Below are 25,405 nucleotides of genomic sequence, written 5' to 3'. Positions count from 1 at the left end.
TATCTTCTTTTTTGCAAGGATTAATAAGGGATAATTGTTTCGCAAAGCAGAGAGCATTTTGTCTATTATAAGAACAATAAGAATAATCAAAATGTGTAGTTATGAGCATAGATCATGCAATAATCTGATTATTTTTTGTGAATAACGGTTCGTTTTGATATGTAATTGTACAATATACACAAATTGCGTTTGTAATAAATGTCTATAATTGTGTAAATATAATGATTGTTGAAATTTTGAATATAATCAGTAAGATAAAGCCATAAGCAAACAAAGCAATGCATGGAGTTTCCGGAGGATAAAGTGAAAAGGAACCCATATTAAGAAAAGGGAGGTTGGCTTATGGCGAGAGTAAAAACGGCCGGTGCTGGAGCAGTTTCTTATGGAAAGAAAGAAACACTGCTAAGCTATATGAAACGGCACAAATGGATGTATCTGTTGATGCTTCCTGGAATCATTTATTTTGTGATTTTCAAATATGTACCAATGGCGGGGTTGGTTATATCTTTCCAAAATTACAGCCCCTATTTGGGAATCTTGGGAAGTGAATGGGTAGGACTTGAACATTTTAAAACATTTTTTATGAATCCTGACTTTAAGATGCTTCTTGTAAATACCTTTTCGATTTCTATATTGAACTTGGTTTTCTTTTTTCCCATGCCGATTATTCTGGCATTGCTCTTGAATGAAATTAAGAATAAGTTCATGAAGAAATCAATTCAGACGATGATATATATTCCACATTTCATTTCTATGGTTATAGTGGCAAGTATTACGTTTACACTGTTAAATACAGATTCAGGTGTAATTAATCAGATTATATATTCATTGACGGGGAATAAACTGGAATTTCTGTCTGATCCTAAATATTTCCGATGGATTATTGTAATTCAAAACATATGGAAAGAAACAGGATGGGGAATGATTATTTTCCTGGCTGCTTTAGCCGGTGTAGACACTCAATTATATGAGGCGGCTCAGGTAGATGGTGCAGGCAAACTAAGACAGGTTTGGCATGTTACACTTCCGGCAATCAAAAGTACTATCATTATTATGTTGATTATGAAGGTAGGAACTTTGCTGAATACAGGATTTGAGCAGATTTTCTTGATGAAAAACTCTCTGAATTCTTCGGTGGCAGAAGTATTTGATACATATGTGTATACACTAGGTATTACGCAAGGCGCATTTTCTTACAGTACGGCAGTGGGAATGTTTAAATCCGTAGTTGCGACGGTTATGGTTTTGACGACAAACTGGATTTGTAAAAAATGTGGCGAAACAGGCTTATACTAATGGAAGGAAGGAGCGACAGATGTTAACAATTGCAGCAAAAAAGAAACATAGGGGAATCAAATTGAATCCAGTGGAACGAGTCGGAATGGCTGTTGTGTATTTGATTTGCATTATGGCTGGTATACTCACAATTGTACCTTTTCTCTATATAGTAGCCGGTTCCTTTGCGACAGAAAAAGAGTTGGTAGAGCGAGCATTCTTCATCATTCCGCATACGTTCTCCTTAAATGCCTACAAATACATTATAGCAGACGGAAGTATCTTCAGAGGATTGGCTAATTCATTTTTTATCATGATAGCGGGTACAGTCGTCAATATGGCATTTACCACTACTCTTGCATATCCACTGTCAAAAAGCAATTTGAAGGGAAGAAATGTGGTGCTAAATGTAATTATAGTTACCATGCTGTTTTCAGGAGGTATGATTCCAAATTATCTGGTGGTAAAGGGATTGGGACTATTAGATAGTTATTGGGCATTAATGCTTCCGGGTGCTGTTAATGCATTTAACTTGATTATTGTGAAAAACTTCTTTCAGGAACTTCCTCATGAATTAGAAGAAGCTGCCAGAATAGATGGATGTTCTGATGTTGGGATTTTTGCAAAAATTATTCTTCCATTGTCCAAACCGGCACTTGCTTCAGTAGGATTGTTTTATGCGGTATCCCACTGGAATGATTTCTTTAACTCACTGATTTACTTAAATTCAACTGAGAAATTCCCGGTTCAGATCATTTTGCGACAGATTGTTTTACTGGCGCAGGGAGCAAGTGCAGATGGTAGTGCGGTTGACTTTGGAGTGGGTGGTACGCCGCCGGAGCAGGTGGTAAAAATGGCAGCGACCGTAGTTGCAACGATTCCGATTCTATGTGTATATCCGTTTGTTCAGAAATATTTTGAACAGGGTGTTATGGTTGGAGCAGTAAAAGGCTAATAAATAGAATTCAAACAACATTATTTAGGAGGTTATCTATCATGAAAAAAAGAACAATGAAACGTAGCATTGCGATGGGACTTGCGGTAATAACAGCTGCAGGCTGTTTGACGGGATGCGGTGGAAGTGAAAATCAGGCGTCTACTGATGCAAACGGAAGGTACAACTTAAAGGTTATGACCTATGATTATTCCGGCAATCCAATGAAGGGTGAAACAGGTGCTGAGATTATAGAAAAAGTGGAAGATTATACAGGTGTGAATCTTGATGTTATGTGGACACCGAAGGATAACTATAATGATAAGCTGAACCTGATATTAGCTGGTGGTGGAGAGGATATGCCCCAGATTATTGCAACAGAAACAAAGTCTCCTGCTATCATCAATGCAGCAAAAGCCGGTGCATTGTGGGATATAGAAGAATTGCTGCAGGAGTTTCCTCATTTGAAAAATTCCAAGGCGGTAGTAAATGATAATATCCGTATTGATGGAAAACTTTATGGAATTTATCGTGGACGTGCATTGGGACGGTACGGTATGACTTACAGAAAAGACTGGGCAGACAAGTTGGGCTTGGAAAAACCGGAAACTGTAGAAGACATTTATAATATGCTTTATGCATTTACTTATGGTGACCCGGATGGAAACGGACAGGATGACACATATGGTCTTACACTTACAAAGGATACTGTGCCGTTAGATATCATTCAAACATGGTTTGGAGCTCCAAATGGCTGGGGCGAAGTTGATGGTAAATTAGTACCGGATCATCAGACAGAGGAATATCTGGAATGTTTAAAGTGGCTGCGCAAATTATGCGAGGAAGGCCTGATCAAGAAAGATTTCCCCACAAGAGATGCGGCAACTAAGGCAGATGATTTGAAAACGCAGAAAGCCGGAATGATTGTAGATGCCATAGATGATGGACGTCGTGTAGCAGATTACTTTGAAAATCAGGGAATTGTAGGTCCTGAGATGGATTTCGTGGGAGCAGTTAAAGCAGATGAAAATGCGGAGCCGAGAACAATGGCTACACTGGGATGTCAGGGATTTTTCGTAATTACAAAGGCAGCAAAGACTGAGGATGATGTACGTAAATGTCTTGATTTCTTGGACAAAATGAATGATGAGGAGATGATGACTCTTGCAAACTATGGTTTGCAGGATAAGCATTTTAAACTTGAAGCTGACGGAAAACTTACAAGAAGCCATGATGCAACCTTAAATCAGGAATATCAGGCATTGAACCAGCTGGTTTCTTATACAGAGTATGCTCCGAATACAGATCCATATGTGACCTTAAATGAAACGGAAATATATTACAAGCAGCAGGAAACAATTAAGAACAATGAGCAGTATGCAGTATCTGATCCAACTGCCGGTATTTTGGGTGATTCAGAAGAATATACTAAAAACGGTGTTGCGCTTGATAAAATCATTGAAGATGCAAGAATTCAGTTTATTGTAGGACAGATTGATGAAGAACAGTTGAAGGCTCAGTGGGATTTATGGTCTAAGAGTGGCGGAGACAAGGTTATTGAAGAAGTAAATGCAGTTTATGCAAAATAAAATAATAGAGACTTAGAAAGAAAGTGCAGGAGATGCAGAATGGGCGCAGGTCCGGTGCAGTTCCTGCATTTTCTGATTTTAGGAGACGGTTACATGATATTTAAAGAAGAATTTCAAAATCCGCCGGTAGAGTACCGGATTAAGCCATTCTGGTTTTGGAATGGAGATATTACGAAAGAAGAAATAAGTCATCAGATTAAGGAGATGGCAGATAAGGGACTTGGGGGGATGTTTATCTGTGCCAGACAGGGAATGACGATTCCATATCTTTCGAAGGAATGGTTCGAAATGGTAGAGTATGCGTGCGCAGAGGCGAGAAGATATGGTCTCGAAGCATGGTTATATGATGAGTATCCATATCCGAGCGGTATGAGTGGCGGAGAGGTGTTGTTAGAGCATCCGGAAGCAGAACATATGATATTAGTGCATAAAAAAGTAGAAAAATCGAGAGGAGGGGAGGTTGAAGTAAATTTAGGCTGGAGTCGTGTCCTGTTTGCAAAAGCTTATCCGGTTGATAAAGGAGGGAATACCTGCTGGGATGAAGCGGTTGATTTAAAGGATTGTATTGGAAATCTGCAGCAAGAAAAAATCTATCAGCAGACAGGCCTTACTAAATACAATAATAAGCGATTTTTTTCGTATGGTCCATCCAAAATACTGAAAACTGTTCTGCCGGAACTCGCAGAGAGAACATGGCGAATAGAACTCTATATGGAAATGGCCATGGGTGATTTTAAGTACTATGGAGGATTTTTTGATCCATGCAATAAGGAGGCAGTGCGTACATTCTTAGAAACAACACATGAACGCTACGAGAAAGCGGTAGGAGACCAGTTTGGTATTACTGTTCATGGAATGTTCTCTGATGAAGTTGGACTTTTGAGCCCCATTCCTTGGTCAAAGCTTCTCCCGGAAGAATTTGAAAAACGTAACGGATATTCTCTTCTTGATTGTATGCCGGCGCTGCACGATGATTCGTTTGAGAATGCCATGAAAGTCAGATATGACTTGTATGAAACAGCTCATATTCTTTTCCGGACGAGCTATCATAAACAGGTTTCTGACTGGTGTCGGGAGCATCATTTACAATATGCTACGGAAGTGCCTTCCATGCGACACAGTACACAACGTTACAGTGATATCGTAGGGGGGGATACGGCCCATGAGAAATTGGGTAAACCTCTGGAATGGATTTATGATGAATATATTCATAATTATAGGAGTAATGCCAAGGCAGTCAGCTCTCTGGCAAGACAACTGGGGAAAAAGTATGCGATGATTGAGAGCTTTCACAGTGTTGGTTGGACAATGACTCTTCAGGATGCGAAGTGGATGATTGACCGATTGGGAAGCAGCGGGATTAACCTTTACAATTTTCATGCATTCTATTATACCATTCAGGATATTACAAAACACGACGCACCACCTTCACAGTTTCTACAGAATCCTTACTGGAAATATTATCGAAAGCTTGCGGATTATGTAGGCCGAATGGGTGTAATGGTAACAAATACAGATGCGGATATTCAGATTGCTGTGTTGGATCCGGTAGCTGCTTTGTGGACAAAACTTGGAAATCCGTTCCACGGTTTTCCCTACCGGGGTGAAAGCGAGAGGGAACAGAAAAAATGCGATTATCTAAGAGAAAGATGGGTTCATATCTGTAAAACATTGTTATTCAATCAGCTGGACTACGATCATTTGGATGCCGAGATGCTGGAAGATGCGGAGATTTCAGATGGAAAGATTCATTTGGGAAAGGCGGCATATTCTGTGGTTATTTTGCCTCCTTGTCATTGTATGGAATCATATGCAAGAAATAAACTGGAGGAATTTACGGCTCAGGGGGGAACTGTTATTGGAATAGAAGAAATTCCTACTTATGCCATTGATGGTGGAGAAAATAACGAAGAAACGAAGGAGCGATGGAAGCTATTGTTTGAAAAGCCATCGGCATTTTTCTTTACAGAAATGAAAGATGATGAACTCATTCAGTTGTGCAGGGAACAGATTGACGAGCATATACACTGTCGCATAATTTCAGGAAATCCTAAAGATACGATTGTATCTGTACGCTATGATGAGAATGGAAACTGGTATGTATTTGCGGCAAATCAGGGAAAAGAACGCATTGCAGTTGAACTTACATGTGATTATAAATGTACGACAATTGCCGATAAAAATGTTTACAGATTGGATTTGGAGACAGGAAAAATCTGTAATATTCCTGTTGAAGAAAATGCTGTTGTTATCAGACTTGGCAGTTTTGAAAGTCAATGGATTCAGATTTCAAACAATGGCACTGATAACAAAATTAGTCATAATTCCATAAGACCTGAAATTACGATTCCACTTGATGCAGAATGGAAGATGAAACCTTTAGGGAAAAATTTCTGCCGGTTTGGATACGTTGATATGTCTTTGAACCGGATAGAGTGGGAAAATGTGGAAGTAAAGACATTTATTGAACAGTGTGATTCTACTAAATTATTGGAAAAACAGCAGTTAAGATTCTCAGGCGCTTTTGGAACACCAAAGAAGATTACACCAGCGTATCCGTTGGCTTGTTGGTATCGGGTGGAATTCCAGATGAATGAAGTTCCGGAAGATATATGTATTTTTATGGATAGAGAAACGATGGCGGGATCCTATCAGCTATTCATTAACGGGAAAAAAGCAGATCAAAAGGACTGGTACGATGTTTTTGTAAATGATAAAAATAATCAGGCCTTGAATATATACAGCATGGTGAAGGAAGGTAAAAATTCCATTGAGATTCAGATGAATATTGAAAAGGATGAAGATGGATTAAGGGATCCATTGTATCTGTGGGGTTCCTTCGGCGTAACCGAAACAGCTGGAATACCATTACTGACGAAACAGCCAGAAACAGGATGCCCAGACAGACATTGGTGTAAGGGATTTCCGTATTACAGCGGTACGATGGAATATGAGACATGCATGAAGCTGGAGATACCCGTGACAGAGCAGCAGGTCAACTGTTTTGATATAAAACTGGGATTTCAGGTTCCAACCTATGACTGTATTGAGACCAGAATCAATGGAGTAAGCCTTGGCGTAAAAGCATATACGCCATATGTTTGGCAGTGTCCTCGGGATGTTTTACAGAAAGATGAAAACATTATTACAATAGCAGTTACAAATACACTGGCTAATATGCTGGATGGGACGTATTTTGATTATGATAGTCAGAAGCTGGTAAACATTGAACCATAGAAGATAGGAGACAATTATGAATGATTATTTTCCGCAAGATAATGGAATTGGAGTAAGAATTGGCAACGGTGTAAAACAGGTTCTGCAGATAATTGCAAATCGCTTTATAGCGGATAATCCTCCAATTCCTGTAAAATATTATTTGAGAAGCAGCAGGAATTTCCATATATCAGAAGATTACATGGATGAGATAGCATTGCACAAAAAAATGCCGGAGCTTGTTCCCGAGCAGTATGTGTATGCATGGGCAAAGCTTTCTGTACCTCAGGCCGGACCGTTTAATTTCCGCTTCAGTGCTTTTGGTCCTGTGAGTATTTGGGTGAATGGAGTGCTGTCGTATCGTACGAATCATACGCAGGAACGATTTGCAGATCAGATTTCCAATATCAGTCTGAATCTGAAAGAAGGAGAAAACAGCCTTTTCTTTCAAAGTGTTTCTACTCCCTTGGGATGTGGCTTCCATATCGGAAGCAGTTCCTATAAAGGAAGAAGAATTCAGTTTTTTAGTCCGGATAGAGAACATAAGGGAATGAGTGGATTCGTGTACAGCAAGGCATTTGAACGACCAATTGAAAGGGTTCCGGTTATTGGTGAGGGAGAAGAAGAGACAGGAATTCATTGGTATCCGGAAGTATCCTGGGAACAGGGAGAAAAACAAAAAACTGTGGCGGAACGCCTTTTCAATATGGAGAAGGATGACCATAGAAAAATGGTAAGTGCCTCAAGATTTTTTTGTCCGTTTGCCGGAGTGGTTTCTCTGGTTGGAAAATCAGAAGGGAAAGGAAAATTATGGATAGACGGAAAAGAAACAGATTCCGTTGAAGGAGAATGGAAAGCAGAGTATTTATTAAGTGGGGGATATCATACTCTGGCATATGAAGGTAAAACTGTCACTCTGCACGTGCAATGTGAAGGCAGTTTGTTGGAATTGGAAAGTCCGGTTCTGTTGGCAGATGGTAGAAAAGAGCCGTGGCTTTATGCAGGACCATTTACAGAAAATCAGGTTTTGAATATGAAAGATATGATGTCTTTTCAGAAACCGTTTGAAATAGATGGAGGGGCTTCTTTTTGGAGAGCCGATATGCCGGATATGTATCTTCGTCCATTCAATGAAGGCGTGTTGTATGGGGAGTGGAACTATCCACTTGGTGTTACACTGTATGGAATGATCCAGTGTGGACGTCTTTTGAATAATCAGGCAATTCAGGATTATGTAGAAGGTCACATGAAAAAATGCACTGATTTTTACGATTATTGTATTTGGGATAAAGCTTTTTACGGGGCAGCTCCTTTTCATAATCAGCTGACTACGATAGACAGTCTGGATGACTGCGGTTCTATTGCTTCGACGCTTCTTGAAGTGATGAAGGATCATGTAATTCCGGAAGGAAGAAAAGTTGGAGACATGGTTGCTGATTATATGAGAAATAAGCAACAGAGACTGCCCGATGGTACATTTTATAGAAATCATTCTTATCTGCCCATTATGAATGAAACTATTTGGGCTGATGATTTATACATGAGTATTCCGTTTTTATGCCGATATTATGAACTGAGTGGGGATATATTCTATCTGAGAGATGCTGTAAGACAGATAAAACAGATTTTTGGTTATCTTTTTATGCCGGATTTAGAAATTTTGTCCCATATTTATGATACGCATTATCATGTTCAGACAAAGGTTCCCTGGGGGAGAGGCAATGGATGGGTGTTATTTTCCCTTACAGAACTTTTGGCGGTTATGCCGGATAATGATCCTGAAAGAGAAGAAATTCTTGAGATTTTCCAGACACTTTGTGGAGGTTATTTAAAACTTCAGGGAAAAGAAGGAATGTGGCATCAGGTTTTGACATTTCCTCATTCTTTTCAGGAAACTTCCTGCACGGCTATGTTTATTTATGGATTTGCCAGAGGCGTCAGGTATGGATGGCTGAAGAATCGTGATGATTATGCAAAAGCAGCATTACTTGGATGGCGGGCACTTTGTAAAATTGCTGTTGACTGGAAAGGTAATATTTATGGTGTATGCCGCGGATCAGGTTATTCCTTTAGTAAGGAATATTATGCAAATGATTTAGGATGGAATGTGAATGATACCCATGGAACAGGGATTGTTATGTTGGCAGCGATTGAAGTGGAAAAAATGAAAGAGTCACAACAGGAGGAATAAGAATGGAACGAATTTTTAATCCAAGGCAGTTTGGTGCTCTGGGAGATGGCATTACTCTTGATACAAAAGCAATTCAAGCAGCCATTGATGAGGCTGGGATAGCGGCAGAACGCGGTGCAAAAACAATTGTTGTGCTATCGAAAGGCATATACTTAACCAGTTCACTGTTCTTAAAAAGCCATATGGAATTTCGAATGGAAGAGGGGGCAATTCTGCTGGGGACAACAGATGAGAGTCAGTATCCCATTATGCACACAAGAGTAGCAGGCGTTGAAATGGAGTGGACTGTTGGCATTTTAAATGTTAATGGTCAAGAAGATGTAAAAATTACAGGAAAAGGCTGTATTGATGGTCAGGGACCGTATTGGTGGAATAAGTACTGGGGAGAAGACCGGAAGGGCGGCATGAGAAAGGTTTACGAAGCAAAGGGATTAAGATGGTGCGTGGATTATGATTGCCGGAGAAGCCGCAATTTAGTTGTGATGGAAAGCAAGAATGTGAATTTATCTGATTTTGAAAGTCGTCGGTCTGGGTTTTGGAATATTCATATTTGCTATTCGAAAAATATTCATGTAGAAAAATTGCATATTTATGACAATGAAGGACCCAGTACGGATGGGATTGATATCGATTCCTGCGACGGAGTTGTTGTAGAGAGATGCAAAATTGCCTGTAATGATGACAGTATCTGCGTAAAATCAGGTCGTGATGCAGATGGCCTGAGAGTGAACAGAATCTGCCAGAATATACTAATTCAGGAATGTGAAATACTTACAGGTAGTGGAGTGACAATCGGAAGCGAAACATCAGGTGGGGCAAGAAATATCACCATCAGAAATCTAAAATATCATGGAACAGACTGTGGATTTCGTCTAAAATCTGCTAGAACCAGAGGGGGAGTTATCGAAGATGTCCTGGTCGAAAATTTGAAAATGGTTAATGTTAAATATCCTTTCAGCATGTGTTTAGACTGGAATCCATCATACAGTTATTGTGAAATACCAAAGGATTATCAAGGCGAAATCCCGGAACACTGGCGTAGGCTGGCTATTCCTGTGCCGGAAGAAAAAGGCATTCCACAAGTGAAGAATCTAATAATTCGTAACGTCATATCTGAAAATGAACCGGATTATGCAGGAATATCCAGAGCATTTGATGTTAGTGCTTTTCCGGAACATCCAATAACTCATGTGACCATGGAAAATATAAAAATTCAGGCAAAAGAATTTGGTAAAATTTCAGGCATCAAAGACTGGAAATTGGTGAATGTGGAAATTACGACAGAGGAATAAATGAGTCTTGTTTAGCGCAGTAAAGAAAGCCTCTCTGCCATTAATTTGGCAGAGAGGCTTTCTTTACTACTACATCCCAGTTTATTCCAGTTCTACCTCCGCTTTGTCAAGTGCAGACTTGATAGCTTCCAGCAGCACCAATGTGGGAGCAAATGGGAGGTATTTCAAAAAACGATGCAGGAGAAGTAGACTATGGAAAAGCGATCTGAGCAAGTCCATAGCAGGGAATCTTCTGCGACTCTCCAACTGACAGTTAGTTTACTCTATCCAGAACAGAAAAATGATTGATGAATAGGGGATTTATGAGTATAATATAGGTGTAAGTAACAAAATTGAAATTGATTTTGACAGATAGGGACAGGAAGGATGTGATTGCGTGGTAACAACGGAATCTATAACCATTAGAGTACCGGCAGGAATGAAGAAGTACCTGGCTGATACAAATACAGAAACAGAACTCACCAGAAACGCACTTTTATTATATCCTTATATAGCAAATCAGACCATTTCCCACGGAAGAGCAGCAGAAATTCTGGGGATAAGGAAATCAGAACTTATCGACATCTACGATAAGCTGGGGTATTCTTATTTTGATATGACCATGGATGATCTGGATACAGAACTGGAAACATACCGCCAACTGAAAAAGGGGGCAATGGTATGATAGTTGTATCGGATACAACACCATTAATATCATTGCTTAAAATAGAAAGACTTGATTTGCTGAAAAAGCTATTTGAAAATGTGCTTATACCACAGGCAGTATATGAGGAACATGAACTTACCTCGGATGAGGTGAAGGAATGTGTTTCGGGTTTGCAGAGAGCAGGTCGACATATTGGACAGAGGCATTATCAGATGCTGTTGGATATGTTGGAAGATTAGATTCTTGAACGGATATCAACTCTGGTTCTACTGAATGATTGTGGTTCTAATCTGGTTCTAAAAAGTTTTGAAACCATATAGACAAGATGATAAAAGATATAAATTTCATGCAAAAAGAAATAAAAAATGGTAGAAAAATATGGTGGATATATGAAATGGGAGCAGAGTTTGAATAATGTACATGAGCCAAGAAATGCCGAATTTACGGCGTTTCTTGGCTCGTTTTTGGTTGAGTGACAATCAAATGACAATAATTATTTCGAAATGTTTGGGTGAGCAGTTATTATGGTAAATTTTGTTCATTGCTTATAACATGTCCGTTTATTTGTTTTTTGAAAACACCAGTATCTATGAGTGTTTCGATGGTTCGTGATACTTTCGCATTTGTGCAACCAAGCTGAGAAGCAATAGTTTTATGTATTCCTACTGGCCAAGGTTGAGCAGGCAACATTTCTTTTACAGTTTCAATAAATTCTTCATCAATTTGATAATCATCATATATGAAATCTCTTCTTCTTTCAATAGCATTAAAATCTGGAAGTTGATAATGGGTTGCTAATTCTTTAATTATTAAATTTGTCTGTTGTCTGCTTGACAAGTTTCTAATAGACTTTAAATTATTGTTATTAAAGACTTTTATAGTGTTCTGTGTTACATCTCTTATGAGTTCGTTTGTTATGAGTTGCGGATTTAACTTGATAATATCATTTGTGCCAAAGCCTAATTTCCCAATTATTTTAGCAGTTACTATAAGAGACACAATTGGTCTTACAGACCTTAAATATTTATCTTGGCTTGTTTTAATGGTTCCCTTGTAGTTAGGGGTTATTTTATCTACTCTTTTTAAGATTGTGGCAATGTTAATCCATACAGAAATGGGAATCTGTTCGTTAAATATTTTGTTATATTGAATTGGATTGTTCATAAATTTTGATTTAAGTGATACAGCCCTATGTGGTAATTTTAAAACTAAACTTGTATATCCTCCTGCGAGATATAGAGGAGTTACAATATCATCGATATGAACTCCACGATTTTGGTAAAGTTTATCTTTGCGTTCATAATATATGTTATGTTTATATAAAATTTCTTCGATGTCTTTTTGTATTTTATCAGTTGCATGTAGTGAGTATAGAGGAATTACTGATTGATTGTTAGTTGCTTGTATAATGTTTTTGCGTACTATTGGTTCTGTAGATACAATTATTTTAACTAAAACTGAACGTTTTGCACCATCGGTTCCGCCATTCGAAAAATAGTTGAATATAGTATTGGTAGTTTGTAATCCATTTACTATCTGTATGTTTTCTGCTTCAATTGTGTCGTCGTATAGAGTTGCGCTTGAAGTCAGAAGAGTTATTCCGTTGTTAAGATTCCAAAAATCAATCTCATCTTGCGCTTCTAAAGTGTTCATAATATCTGTATTAGTTCTGTTGTTTCCAAGGTAATCACGAACATTTTCTTCAAAAAAGTAGCGTTTTAACTGGTGTTCATTATCAGTTATAAAATTGTAATAATCCGCTAATTGAACCAGAACAACAAAGTCTTTTCCACTTTGGAATCCTTTTTTGATTTTTAATTGAACAGTACCATTTCTTTTAATGCGGTATAATATAAGCAATTCCTTGGAACCAATAAATTTCATTTCTGATGTTGTTATAGAAAAAAGTTTATTGCAGGTGGCTTCAATTTTTGTTCCCTTGCATTTGATGTTATCTGCAATACTTTCAGAAGTACCTCTCGAAATATAACGGATATATATGTTTGTTTTTATTAACGCAGGTGAAAGCTTCCTGTATAAATATATCAGAAGTTCTCTTTTAGCTAATATGTCACTCTTGTATTTACTATTTAGAGAATCTGTTTTGATTGTCATGTCGAATAGTTCGGAAAGAGAAGAGTCGACACTTTCTAAAGGGTTTAGTTCATAGGTATCATGATGTTTGCAAGTTAAAACATATATTTCTAAATGGGCATTTGTTCGAGGAAGAATGGTTGATTTATCAGCTATATAGTTGCCGTTTACAAAGAAATAAAGGCCATCAATTCCACCGTCGTCTCCGCCATCAACTAAGCCATCAAGAATTTGATCATGAGTCAAATCATAATTCTTTAGAAGTTCAGATATAGCAAAATCCTCAAAAGCTTTACCGCGATTTTCAGGCGTGTTCTCCATATTGTATGATGAAATTATATTATCTAAAATTCCGTCAATTAATATCGTATCATTTGTTGCCATAAGTACCTCCATAAAATGTGTTTTTTAATCCCTCTTTGGTTTCCTTTTCCTCTTCACATAAGAGAAATCCGGAAATAGGTCTTTTAACAATTCAGCAGTTTCTTCTGCATCGTCATCTTCATCCATATTCTGAACAAGTAGTTGGTCGTCATCGTCAAGATTCAACGAAACAGTATACTCTTTATTTGGGTCTGTTGGGTTCATTGGGTACTTCACCTCTTTGAGGTAATATTCCGTTTCTGATATTTCGTTATCTTCCAGTTTGTCTCGTAAGTGTGCCCAATACTCAACCATCTTTCGGAAGTTAACAGGGTCTTCCTGTGGACGGGGACCGGCACTTGGAAGCCGCTCTTCGAATTTGAAGCATACTTCTCCATCTTTCATAGTAGGTCGTAGTCCGTATGCCCATTCAATGTCAAACAGCACATGAAGAGCACTGAATATATTTGCTACATCAGGGTCGGACAACGCATAAAAGCTGACACCTAGATTGTTTGCAATATTTAATAAAGTGGCTTCATCCGGATATCTGTTTCCAAGTTCATAGTTTCTGATAGTGGATTCGTTTAATCCACATTTATCGGCTAATTCTTTTTGCGTCATGTCAGATGCAATTCTGAAATTTCGAATCAAATAGCCTACTCGGCTGGTGAATTTCTCGCCCATTTTAACTGCTCCTTATTTGTGGAATGAGTGTTGTAGAATGCACGAAGACACGAGGTACAAAACATGCATATAAAATTAATACTTAATATGTTTTCTGCGAAGGCAAAAATTCGAAAAACCTTCGGTTTTCCTCGTTCGCGGGCGCGTTCTCATGGTGCTTTGCCGCTTGTTTATGCTTCGCATATCAATCGTCCAAACTCCATGCTCACTTTGCCTTCGCGTACATTATATCACTAACAGTGCAAAAATGAAATGTTTTTTGCCGAAAAGTATTGACAGTACAAAAATGAACTGCTAATATAAAACGCATCAAAACCGTTCGGAAATGAACTGAATAATAAAAACAAAAGAGAGGAGGTATTAACTTATGGAGAACAAGAGATTTTTGACAGCACAGGATGTCATGGAAATGCTGGGAGTATCACTATCGTATTCCTATAAACTGATACGACGGCTGAATGCGGAACTTGAGGGTGATGGATTCGTGACAATAAAAGGACGTGTCAGTACACAGTATTTTATGAAACGAATCTACGGGCTATCTACGGATAAGGAGGTGGGATAGATGGCGGTTATCAAGAATAATACAATGATGATTACACACTACAACAGAAGGTTGATTTTATCGAATCAGCTTTCTGTTGGTTATATACCAATATGCATGCAAATACTAGACCTAAGTAGGAAAAATTGGCGGATGGGAGGCAAAAATACATGGAAGAAATAAACATTTATGGATATATGCGAGTGTCATCCAAAGAGCAAAATGAGGATAGACAGAAAATCGCATTAACGGAGATGGGAGTACCTGAGAATAACATTTATATGGATAAGCAGTCGGGTAAGGATTTTGAGAGAACACAATATAAGCGGTTATTGCGAAAATTAAATGAAAACAGTGTGCTGTATATCAAGTCGATTGACCGCTTAGGCAGGAATTACGGGGAATTGAATGAACAATGGCGCATTATCACGAAAGAGAAGAAAGCAGATATTGTTGTTATAGATATGCCACTGCTAGATACCCGCAGAGAAAAGAATCTGCTCGGAACATTTATCAGCGATGTTGTTTTGGCATTGCTCAGCTATGTCGCAGAAAACGAACGTACCAATATCAAGCAAAGACAGGCGGAGGGAATTGCAGCGGCAAAAGCAAGGGGCGTAAAGTTCGGCAGACCACCATTACCAATTCCAGAAAACTTTTATCAGATGCACAAAGACTGGCGGGCAGGGAAAATCACAATAGAAGAAGCAGCAAAGGCTTGTAATATGTGCCCTAAGACGTTTTACAGCAAGGCAGTAAAATATGAAAAATCCAAGTTAAATAGTTCATGTGTTCTAACTGAAATGGTATACATTTCCAGTAATCGTATACATAAAACCATTCTTACATATTGTATCACGAAATCAGTCGAAATTCAGTAATTTTCTGTCAAAACTTCGTGAAATTTCACAGTTACAAATCCAAATTTTTCTCATGAAAAAAAGTATACATTTTTTCCAAGCTGGCTATCAAGGATAGCTGGCTTTAGAAATGAGGATAAAAATGGATAAGTTAATTAATCTGAATACTTATCCGGTCAGTGAAAATCTTAAAGCATTGCTGAAGGATAAGACAACAAAGAAAAATATTATATTTGCAACTTCGGTATATAGTTCCAAAGGTACTCCAATCAAGGAAACGGAACAAATGACGGAGGAAATCTTAAAAGGATTTACGCAGTATGAGATACAACCGAGGGTGCTAAAGAATAAGGAACAACAGCAGGAGCGTACCAAAGCCAAAGCAGAGGTGTTTACGCCTTCATGGATTTGCAACAAAATGAATAACCACTGTGATGAGGAGTGGTTTGGAAGAAAGAATGTTTTTAATACTGAACAGGAACAGGGTTGGCTAGTAAACACAGAAAAAGTGGGGTTTGACACAGAGGATGGATGGAAAAAATATGTCGATTCCAAAAGGCTTGAGATTACCTGTGGCGAAGCTCCCTACATCGTGTCGCGTTATGATGCAGCTACCGGAGAACTGCTTGAGATTAGGCAGCGGATAGGAATTTTAGACAGAAAACTACGTGTGGTAAATGAAAATACAGTCAATGAAACAGAATGGTTCAAATGGGTGCTTCGGGCATATCAGAGTGTGTATGGTTATGAATTTCAGGGAGACAGCCTTCTGATTGCAAGAATCAATCTGCTAATAACTTTTGTGGACTATATGCAGGACAGGTGGGGTAGAGTTCCAACAGATGCAGAACTGCGAAAGATTGTGAATGTCATTGTCTGGAACCTGTGGCAGATGGATGGAATATCCGGGACAATCCCTTTTGGAAAGCCCAAAGAGGAATACCATCAATTTAGTTTATTTGACTTTGTGGTAGCAGATGAGCCGGAAAAGCAGGATACAGAAGAACCGGAAGAAGTGTACTGCCGGATCTATGACTGGCGTAGCGATAAGTCACTGACATACAAAAGCATGAAGGAAGGTAGATGATATGAAGTTTGATTTTGCGATTGGAAATCCGCCGTATCAAGATAATGCCATAGGAGAAAATGATACATATGCACCACCGGTATATAACAAATTTTTAGATGCGGCTTATGCGGTAGCAGATTCTGTGGAAATGATACATCCGGCAAGATTTCTATTTAATGCTGGATCTACTCCGAAGGCATGGAATGAAAAAATGCTAAATGATCCACATTTTAAAGTAATGCATTATGAGGAGGATGCTTCTAAGGTATTTGCCAATACGGATATTAAAGGTGGAGTAGCTATTACTTATCGAACTTCTGATGCTAAGTATGAACCCATTGTTGTATTTACTAAATATCCAGCACTCAATCATATTCTTCATAAAGTAAACAATACGATTGATTTTGTTCCGATGGATACTCTTGTAGTTACACGTACCGCTTATCGTTTAACTGAAAAGTTACATCAAGAACATACGGAAGCGATGGATCAGTTAAGCAAAGGACATCCATACGATATGTCAACGAATATATTTGATCGGCTTCCTCAGTTCTTTTTTAATGAAGCACCTAATGACGGTAATAAATATATTCGAATTTTGGGAAGAGAAAATTCTCAAAGAGTATATAAGTATATTCGTTCCGATTATGTTAATCAGCCTAAAAATTTGTTTCAGTATAAGATTTTTTTACCAAGCGCAAATGGAAATGGTGTTTTTGGAGAAACGCTTACTGCACCTGTATTAGGTATTCCGGGAATAGGATCTACGGAAACATTTATCAGTGTGGGATGCTTTGATAGCAAGGCTGAAGCAACAAATCTGTTGAAATATATAAAAAGTAAGTTTGCCAGAGCTATGTTAAATGTATTGAAAATTACGCAGCATTTAACGCCTGATGTATGGAAATATGTCCCTCGTCAAGATTTCACTGATAAATCCGATATCGACTGGTCTGTATCCATAGCAAACATTGACAAGCAACTCTATAAAAAATATGGGCTTTCCGAAGAGGAAATCGCATTTATCGAAACTAATGTAAAGGAGATGGAATAGCATGAATAAACCTAACATTCAAACAACCAAACAGGTAGTTCCGATGCTTTATGGCTATTCCACTCCGGAAGTAGTTCGACATAATGGCTGGACGAAGATAGGATACACAGAGCAGGATGTAGAAACCCGGATCAATCAACAGACACACACTGCTGATATCAGATGGCAGCTTGAATGGAAAGGCAATGCTACCTTTGATGATGGTTCTGGAGAGACATTTATAGATAAGGACTTTCATGCTTATTTGCGGAAATCCGGTATAGAGCAGGAAAAAGGCAAGAATAATGAGTGGTTTCATGTGGATGGTGCTACATCAAAGCAGATGTTTCGTGATTTCAGGGAAGATCATGGTATCCTAAAAACCACAGATGCAGTGATTCCGTACAAATTGCGTGAGGAACAGCAGCGTGCGGTTACAATGACGGTTGATTATCAGGCAACTCATAAAGATGGAGAGTTCCTTTGGAATGCCAAGCCTAGATTTGGAAAGACATTATCTGTCTACGATTTTGTGCAGAAAACCGGAGCGGAAAAAGTGCTGATCGTGACAAACCGACCGGCAATTGCAAATTCATGGTTTTCAGATTATGCCAAATTTCTGGGCAGTGAATCGGGTTATCTTTTTGTGAGTGAAGTTGACGCACTGAAAGGAAAACGAGGGGTATTGACAAGAGAAGAATATACACATTTGCTCTTAGGAAAAGACAGTGAAAATGTAAAATGTATTGAATTTGTATCCTTGCAGGATATGAAAGGTTCCATTTATTTTGGAGGTCAGTATGATAAATTAGGTGAGGTCGCAAATATGGAGTGGGATATCCTTGTCATCGACGAAGCACATGAGGGTGTGGATACCTACAAAACAGATGTTGCATTTGATCGTATTAAGCGTAAATTTACGTTGCATTTGTCGGGAACACCGTTTAAAGCACTTGCCAATAATAAATTTGCTGATGATGCTATCTATAACTGGACTTATGCAGATGAACAGAAGAAAAAACGTGACTGGGATGTTTCAGCAGAGGAAGAAAATCCGTATTCAACATTGCCACAACTTAATCTCTATACTTATCAGATGTCAGAAATTATCAAGGATGAGCTTCAGCAGGGCATAGAAATTGACGGAGAGACAGAAGAATATGCATTTGATCTGAATGAGTTTTTTGCGGTTACCAATGGTAAGTTTAACCATGAATCTTCCGTTGATAAATTTCTCGATGCCCTGACAAGACAGACAAAATTTCCATTTTCTACGGAAGAATTGCGAGATGAATTAAAGCACACCTTCTGGCTGCTCGATAGGGTAGACAGTGCAAAGGCGCTGGCAAAAAAATTAAGGGAACATCCAATATTCCAGGAATATGAAGTTGTTCTTGCTGCTGGCGACGGCAAACTAGACGATGATGAGGAAACAATGAAATCTTATGATAAAGTGGTTGCGGCTATTGCACAGCATGAAAAGACCATTACTTTGTCGGTAGGACAGCTTACGACAGGAATTACAATTCCAGAATGGACAGCAGTGCTGATGCTTAGTAATATGCGATCCCCGGCACTTTATATGCAGGCGGCATTCCGGGCACAGAATCCTTGTCTGTTTAAAGTTGGGACATCTTTCAAGAGAAAAGAAAATGCTTATGTATTTGACTTTGATCCGGCAAGAACACTTACCATATTTGAGCAGTTTGCCAATAACCTGAATCCTAATACTGCCAAAGGTGGAGGTACCGCAGAGGAACGCAAAGAAAATGTGAAAGAACTGTTAAATTTCTTCCCAGTAATCGGCGAGGATGAACAGGGAGAATTGGTAGAACTGGATGCAGAAAAGGTACTGACGATTCCAAGAAAAATCCGCTCTGTTGAAGTTGTGAAGCGTGGGTTTATGAGCAATTTCCTGTTTCAGAATATCAGTAACATCTTTGGGGCACCAAAGGAAGTCATTGATATTATCACAAAGTTTGAACCAATAGAAGAACCAAAGAGCAAGGTAAATCTGACGGAGGAAGAGCAGAAAGACCTATCGCTGGATGAAAATGGGGAAGTGGCTCTTAGTGATGAATTTGTGATTGGAAGAACGAAAGATGTTTTTGGTGATAAAATTTACGATGTGACATCTCAGGTGCAGGAAACAATGACGCAGATGGAGCAGGCACCGGACAAGGTGCAGAAAGCCATCGACAAACTGAAAGAAGCGGTAAAACAGAGTGCAGTCAAGGCTGTTGTGGATACTGCGCAGTCTACTTATGGCTCTGATATGAAAGCAGCAGATAAAAGACAGATTGAGTCAAAATTGAACCATGAAGCCGATCGGATGATTGATAAGTTGCATACCAATTATGAGATTGAGCGAAATGTTATAGAAAATCAACGTGTTGCTGAACAGCAGGCAAGATATGAAACCGGTAAAACATCAGAGCAGATTGATAAAGAATTTGAGCAGAAGCAGAAAGTGGCTATGGAGAAATTCAATGAGGAACTGACAACTGCTATTTCTGATTTTGCAAAAGAATCCACAAAAGAAACAGTCAAGACCATAGAAACAAAGAAAAAGGAGCGTGAAAAGGAAACCATCGAAGATGGTGTCAGAGATCATCTGCGTGGTTTTTCAAGGACAATCCCGTCATTCCTTATGGCATACGGAGATAATACGGTAACACTTGCGACTTTTGATACGATCATTCCAGATAAAGTGTTTCTTGAAGTGACAAGCATCACACTGGATCAGTTCAAATTTCTGCGTGATGGTGGCGATTATGTAGAGGAAGAAACCGGACAGACCAAGCACTTTGATGGACAGCTATTTGATTCGGTGGTATTTGATGATTCTGTAAAAGAATTTCTTGCCTTAAAGAAAAAGCTTGCTGACTATTTTGACGAAAAGAGCGTAGAGGATATATTTGATTATATTCCACCGCAGAAAACCAATCAGATATTTACACCAAAGACAATGGTTAAGAAAATGGTGGACATGCTAGAGCAGGAGAATCCCGGCTGCTTTGACATGCCGGATAAGACGTTTATTGATTTATATATGAAATCCGGTCTGTATATTACAGAGATTGTGAAGCGTTTATATCAGAGTGACGAAATGAAAAAGCAATTCCCGGACAATAAGGAACGCTTGAAGCACATCTTTGAAAAGCAGGTGTATGGATTAGCTCCGACGGAAATTATCTATAAGATAGCGACAAGTTACATATTGGGCTTTGATGCGGATACAAAGGATATCAAGCATAATTTCAGACAGTTAGATGCTTTGCCTTATGCAAAGGAAGGAACGTTGGAGCAGATGTTGGATGAGCTGTATTCTGAAGATGAGTAGATGAGAGGATGCACCTGGAAACGGGTGCATTTTTGCATATGAAATAAATAGCTTATAACTTTTTGGTAGAGTAAAGTTTTATTCACAAATAATTAATAGTAAATAAAAGTAGCGCTTCTATTTATTTGGTGCATTTAGGGAAAAGTATGGTATAATAAATTAGAAATTTTTTGCTCAAATGGAGGTGGTAATGTGGAAGCAAACGAGATTTCATTAGATTTGGAGTATGAAAAACGAGATGAAAATGGAAAATTAGAGTATGAAGGAATTTCGTTTGTGGAAGATAAATTTCCTGCTTTTTTGAAGCAAACAATATCTCCGATATATAAAGATGAAGATTATAATGCTCAGATGAAAGAAGTAGCTATTGATATGACGGGCTTTGATTCGGAAAATTTGCAGGCTGTTTTCGACACAATGCCTAAAGTGAGTAACTTTAGAATTGGAGAATTAGTAGCAGAAAAAATAGTAGAGAGCAGATATAGTGCAAAATTTACATATAATAGTGATAGAGATTTGAAAAATCCAAATAGTAATAATACAGGTGCGGACTTAGTTGGATTCATTGAAATGGAAGATGGCGCAGTTAATTTCCTTTTTGGAGAGGTCAAAACATCTGAGGAACATACAAATCCGCCAGGGGTTATGTATGGTTCGACTGGAATGATTGATCAATTAGTAGAATTGGGGACAAATTCTGATAAACTAAAATCTTTGGTGAAATGGATATTTATTAAGTGTAATTCAGATAAAGATTTGTTGGTACAAAAGTATATTAGAGAAGCGATGCAACATTATGTGAAAGACAGAAGCAGCATACAATTAATTGGTGTCTTGGTAAGAGATACAAATCCGAATGAGATGGACTTAAAAAATCGATATATAGATTTGAAAAAAAGGATTAACGGTCAGCATAATGTTCAGTTATTGGCAGTATATTCGAACTATAAGATGAAAGATGGGGCATGGGAAAAGTTGATTTAGGAGGTATTTTATGTCTAGTTGGTCTGAAAATTGGATATATAATTTAATACCACAAGAGGAATATGAACTTGCATTTGATATGGTAAATGGCAAGTCTATTTCTTGTGTCCTAAATCAAGAAGAGGAAATCGATTATTCTAAAATAGAGCATGTACAGGAGATTTTAGAACTGACTTTAATGGATATTCTTAAGTCAGAGGATGTTAATGAGAAGGATGTTGCCGAAGTAAGTCAAAAAATTTATTTGTTATTGTCTGCTTTGCCAATGCCAGTAGACAGTATTGAGAAAGCAAAGCATGTGTTAAAAATATTAGTGTATTCTTATATTGGAGAACAATGGGAAAGTGGAAGAAGATATCTGATAGAAAATAATATAAATATTTTGGTTGAAGAAAAAGATGATTGGAATATATGTGTTTTTAAAAAAATATGTAATGCATTATTTTTACTTGTAAAGAAAGAAAATTGGAAGGATTTAACAATGGCATGCCAATTGATTTCTGAACTTAGAGAAGACCAAAAAAAATTTGAATTGTATTATATCAATTCTATAGCACCTAGTAATAAAATGTTTGCTACATATGAATTGATTAGTTTGTACCATTTGGCAAAAATAGTAGATATAATGGCTACATTTATGATAAATGGAGAAATACTGGATATTAGAGAGCAGATAGGAATGCATTTTGGAAAGGCTATTGAAGCAGCGGAAGAAGGAGGGATTGTATCTCTTAATTTAATACTGATAATGCTTCAAAGAATGCTTCAAAAGATGATTTCAAATTCTGTGTGGATGGTTACACAAAGAGTAAATTCTAGAGTTACAAAGTTTGTAAGAAATATAACAACACAAGACAAAGCAGTCTTTGAACTTATGTATCCTCAAAAGCATGCTATTTTGGAAGAGGGGTTATTGGATCCAGCACACAAAGCGATTGTTGTTAATATGCCTACTTCTAGTGGCAAAACCTTAATTGCCCAATTTAGAATCCTCCAGGCGTTAAATCAATTTAGTGAGGATAATGGTTGGGTTGTGTATATTGCACCTACTCGAGCATTGGTAAATCAAGTGGCTGCAAAACTGAAAAGAGAATTTGAACCTATTGGAATAAAGGTTGAAAAGATGAGTGGGGCTATTGAAATAGACTCTTTTGAGAGTAATATGCTTACTGATAGCGAAGATAGATTTGATGTGTTAGTTGTTACACCTGAAAAGATGAATTTGTTGATTAGGGATGGCATTGAAACTAAGATGGGAAGACCATTAGCTTTAGCGGTTGTGGATGAGGCTCATAATATTGAAGAAGAGAGTAGAGGAATCAATTTAGAAATCCTTTTGGCAAATATTAAAAATGATTGTTCAAAGGCAAATTTCTTATTGTTAACTCCATTTATAAAAAATAGTGAAGAAATAGCAAAATGGTTGGATGCAGATAGCCCTAAGTCAATTAGTTTAGCAATAGACTGGAAACCGAATAAAAGAATATTAGGAGCCATTTATCCAGAGGGTAATAGAAGAAATTGGAAATTATTTTATCAAACGTTATTAACCAATAGTGCAGAGATACAGCTTGAAAAGAAGATGGTTCTATCTGATGAAGCGTTAATTGACGTGACTAGAAGTAACTTAAACAAAATGAAATTGGCTATAGCTTCAACCAAAAGATTAGCTGATAGAAAAGGAGTTTTAGTTATTGGAGGGCATGTAAAGGATTGTTGGAATATTGCGCATGCTTTATATGAAGAGTTAGAATTAGAATGTAATGATAATGATGTAGAACTTGTGAAGAAATATGTGGCTGCGGAATACGGTGAAGAGTTTGAACTTGTGAAGTTACTGTCAAAGGGCATTGCTGTGCATCATTCCGGACTGTCTGATGAAGTGAGAGTACTAATAGAATGGCTGATGGAAAGAGGTAAGCTAAATATACTGGTAGCTACGACGACTATTGCTCAAGGAATAAATTTTCCTGTTTCTACAATTATAATGGCATCAATTGCATATCCATATACGTCAGAAATGCCAATACGTGATTTTTGGAATTTAGTAGGTAGAGCTGGTAGGGCAGGACAAAATGATGTGGGAATGATTGGAATAACAATTGGGGCTAGGAATGATAATCAAAAGCAGGAGGAGTTGGCGAAACTAACTAGGTATGTAAAGAAGTCAACAGAAGAATTGGTTTCTCAATTACAAAAAATTGCAGAAAAAACTATAGAGTTTGGGGAACAATTTTCTTTAACAGATCAGTTTTATAATCCAGAATGGTCGCAATTTTTACAGTATATTACGCATATGTTTAATCAATGTAAGGATTTAGGCGAGTTTGAGGAAAAGACAGATTTGTTTTTGCGAAGGACATTTGGATATTCCAATATTGAGCCAAGAAAACAAAAAATACTTCTTTCTGCTGTTAAGGAATATGGTGAGGTGTTAAATAAGAATAAGGGATTGGCAAAATTATCTGATTCAACAGGATTTTCAATGGAGACGTTAGGTCGTACTGCGTATAGAATCAAGGAATTGGGAATTCGGCAAGATAACTTAAAGGGGTCTTCTTTGTTTGGTAATGATAGCCAACTTAAAGACTTAATTGGAATAATGATGAATATTCCCGAAATAAGTAAAAATATGCAGGATATAGCAAAAGGAAATAGAAATTTATCAGGAGATATGATTGCACGTCTTACAACGGATTGGGTAAATGGAACAAAGCTAGAAACCTTAGCGAGTCAGTATTTTGGTGATGATAGAGATGCGATGACTGAATGCTGTCAAGCAATATATGGTAAATTGGTTAATTCCGCAACATGGGGATTGTCTACGATTCAGAAGTTAGGTATTAATGAAGACAGTCTTAGTGAAGAAGAATTGCAAAAGGCAGCTAATTTGCCGGCCATGATTTATTATGGAGTTAATTCTGATGAAGCTATTTTGATGCGTATGAATAATGTGCCGAGAAGTGTGGCGGCAGAAATGGGAGTTGAGTACAAAAAGGACTTTGATAATGTTTACAAACAGTCTTCTTATGAAATCAGGCAATGGATTGAAGGATTATCATCGGATAAGTGGGATGCATTCGCTGAAAATAAACGAGGAATGTCAGGTAGCGATTACAGAGCAATTTGGAAAGTACTTAATAATGAAAGCTAAGAATTTGGAAGAGAGTTCTTATCATCTTATTTATTTGGAAAAAGTAGTAAGGAGCATTCCTGTTAAGTAACAAATAACCGGTTTGCAAAAAATGAGTGCCACCCATAGAATAATGATTGTTAACTGGCAGG

Annotated in this window: 17 protein-coding genes; 15 read left to right on the top strand and 2 right to left on the bottom strand. The window is 37.8% G+C overall.

Annotated features, from left to right (window positions below):
* The first annotated feature begins 342 nt into the window (after positions 1–342).
* From OCV96_RS02830 to OCV96_RS02795, 8 genes are all read left to right on the top strand, one after another.
* On the top strand, positions 343–1,296 hold the full coding sequence (locus tag OCV96_RS02830) for an ABC transporter permease (RefSeq protein WP_117467125.1): 954 nt from the start codon (positions 343–345) through the stop codon (positions 1,294–1,296).
* Between the two features lie 19 nt (positions 1,297–1,315).
* Positions 1,316–2,230, top strand: a complete 915-nt coding sequence (locus OCV96_RS02825) for a carbohydrate ABC transporter permease (RefSeq protein ID WP_181969184.1) — start codon at positions 1,316–1,318, stop codon at positions 2,228–2,230.
* A gap of 41 nt (positions 2,231–2,271) precedes the next feature.
* On the top strand, positions 2,272–3,798 hold the full coding sequence (locus tag OCV96_RS02820; protein WP_117467122.1) for an extracellular solute-binding protein: 1,527 nt from the start codon (positions 2,272–2,274) through the stop codon (positions 3,796–3,798).
* A 93-nt stretch (positions 3,799–3,891) separates the two neighbouring features.
* Positions 3,892–7,035 carry a glycosyl hydrolase gene (locus OCV96_RS02815; RefSeq protein WP_262593437.1) on the top strand — a complete coding sequence of 1,048 codons (3,144 nt, stop codon included), beginning with the start codon at positions 3,892–3,894 and terminating at the stop codon, positions 7,033–7,035.
* Positions 7,036–7,051: 16 nt separating this feature from the next.
* Positions 7,052–9,205: a glycoside hydrolase family 88/105 protein gene (locus OCV96_RS02810; protein WP_262593436.1), complete on the top strand. Its 2,154-nt coding sequence runs from the start codon at positions 7,052–7,054 to the stop codon at positions 9,203–9,205.
* Between the two features lie 2 nt (positions 9,206–9,207).
* A complete protein-coding gene (locus OCV96_RS02805; protein WP_117467116.1) occupies positions 9,208–10,497 on the top strand; it encodes a glycoside hydrolase family 28 protein in 1,290 nt (429 codons plus the stop codon).
* Between the two features lie 376 nt (positions 10,498–10,873).
* Positions 10,874–11,161 (top strand): hypothetical protein, encoded by a 288-nt coding sequence (locus OCV96_RS02800; RefSeq protein WP_117467114.1) that lies wholly within the window; start codon positions 10,874–10,876, stop codon positions 11,159–11,161.
* Positions 11,158–11,382: a PIN domain-containing protein gene (locus OCV96_RS02795; protein WP_117467112.1), complete on the top strand. Its 225-nt coding sequence runs from the start codon at positions 11,158–11,160 to the stop codon at positions 11,380–11,382. Before OCV96_RS02800 ends, OCV96_RS02795 begins: the two co-directional genes overlap by 4 nt.
* Positions 11,383–11,665: 283 nt before the next feature.
* On the opposite strand, the gene OCV96_RS02790 is transcribed toward OCV96_RS02795, so the two are convergent.
* Positions 11,666–13,621, bottom strand: a complete 1,956-nt coding sequence (locus OCV96_RS02790) for an AIPR family protein (protein ID WP_262593435.1) — start codon at positions 13,619–13,621, stop codon at positions 11,666–11,668.
* Between the two features lie 24 nt (positions 13,622–13,645).
* Positions 13,646–14,287 (bottom strand): helix-turn-helix domain-containing protein, encoded by a 642-nt coding sequence (locus tag OCV96_RS02785; protein ID WP_262593433.1) that lies wholly within the window; start codon positions 14,285–14,287, stop codon positions 13,646–13,648.
* Between the two features lie 367 nt (positions 14,288–14,654).
* On the opposite strand from OCV96_RS02785, the gene OCV96_RS02780 reads away from it, so the two are divergent.
* From OCV96_RS02780 to OCV96_RS02750, 7 genes are all read left to right on the top strand, one after another.
* Positions 14,655–14,852 (top strand): DNA-binding protein, encoded by a 198-nt coding sequence (locus OCV96_RS02780; RefSeq protein ID WP_118693826.1) that lies wholly within the window; start codon positions 14,655–14,657, stop codon positions 14,850–14,852.
* Between the two features lie 149 nt (positions 14,853–15,001).
* Positions 15,002–15,712, top strand: coding sequence for a recombinase family protein (locus OCV96_RS02775; RefSeq protein WP_330672111.1), 711 nt, complete (start codon positions 15,002–15,004; stop codon positions 15,710–15,712).
* 121 nt (positions 15,713–15,833) lie between these two features.
* Positions 15,834–16,778, top strand: coding sequence for a restriction endonuclease subunit M (locus OCV96_RS02770; protein ID WP_172594803.1), 945 nt, complete (start codon positions 15,834–15,836; stop codon positions 16,776–16,778).
* A gap of 1 nt (position 16,779) precedes the next feature.
* A complete protein-coding gene (locus OCV96_RS02765) occupies positions 16,780–17,814 on the top strand; it encodes an Eco57I restriction-modification methylase domain-containing protein (protein WP_262593431.1) in 1,035 nt (344 codons plus the stop codon).
* 1 nt (position 17,815) lies between these two features.
* A complete protein-coding gene (locus tag OCV96_RS02760; RefSeq protein ID WP_262593429.1) occupies positions 17,816–21,136 on the top strand; it encodes a DEAD/DEAH box helicase family protein in 3,321 nt (1,106 codons plus the stop codon).
* Between the two features lie 192 nt (positions 21,137–21,328).
* Complete coding sequence (locus tag OCV96_RS02755) at positions 21,329–22,120, top strand: Hachiman antiphage defense system protein HamA (RefSeq protein WP_262593428.1); 792 nt, start codon at positions 21,329–21,331, stop codon at positions 22,118–22,120.
* Between the two features lie 10 nt (positions 22,121–22,130).
* A complete protein-coding gene (locus OCV96_RS02750) occupies positions 22,131–25,274 on the top strand; it encodes a DEAD/DEAH box helicase (RefSeq protein ID WP_262593427.1) in 3,144 nt (1,047 codons plus the stop codon).
* Positions 25,275–25,405 lie beyond the last annotated feature (131 nt).

Source organism: Waltera acetigignens (genome assembly GCF_025567015.1).
GTDB lineage: Bacteria > Bacillota > Clostridia > Lachnospirales > Lachnospiraceae > Acetatifactor > Acetatifactor acetigignens.
Note: the sequence above shows the minus strand (reverse complement) of the source record. Positions and strands in the feature narration are given on the sequence as shown.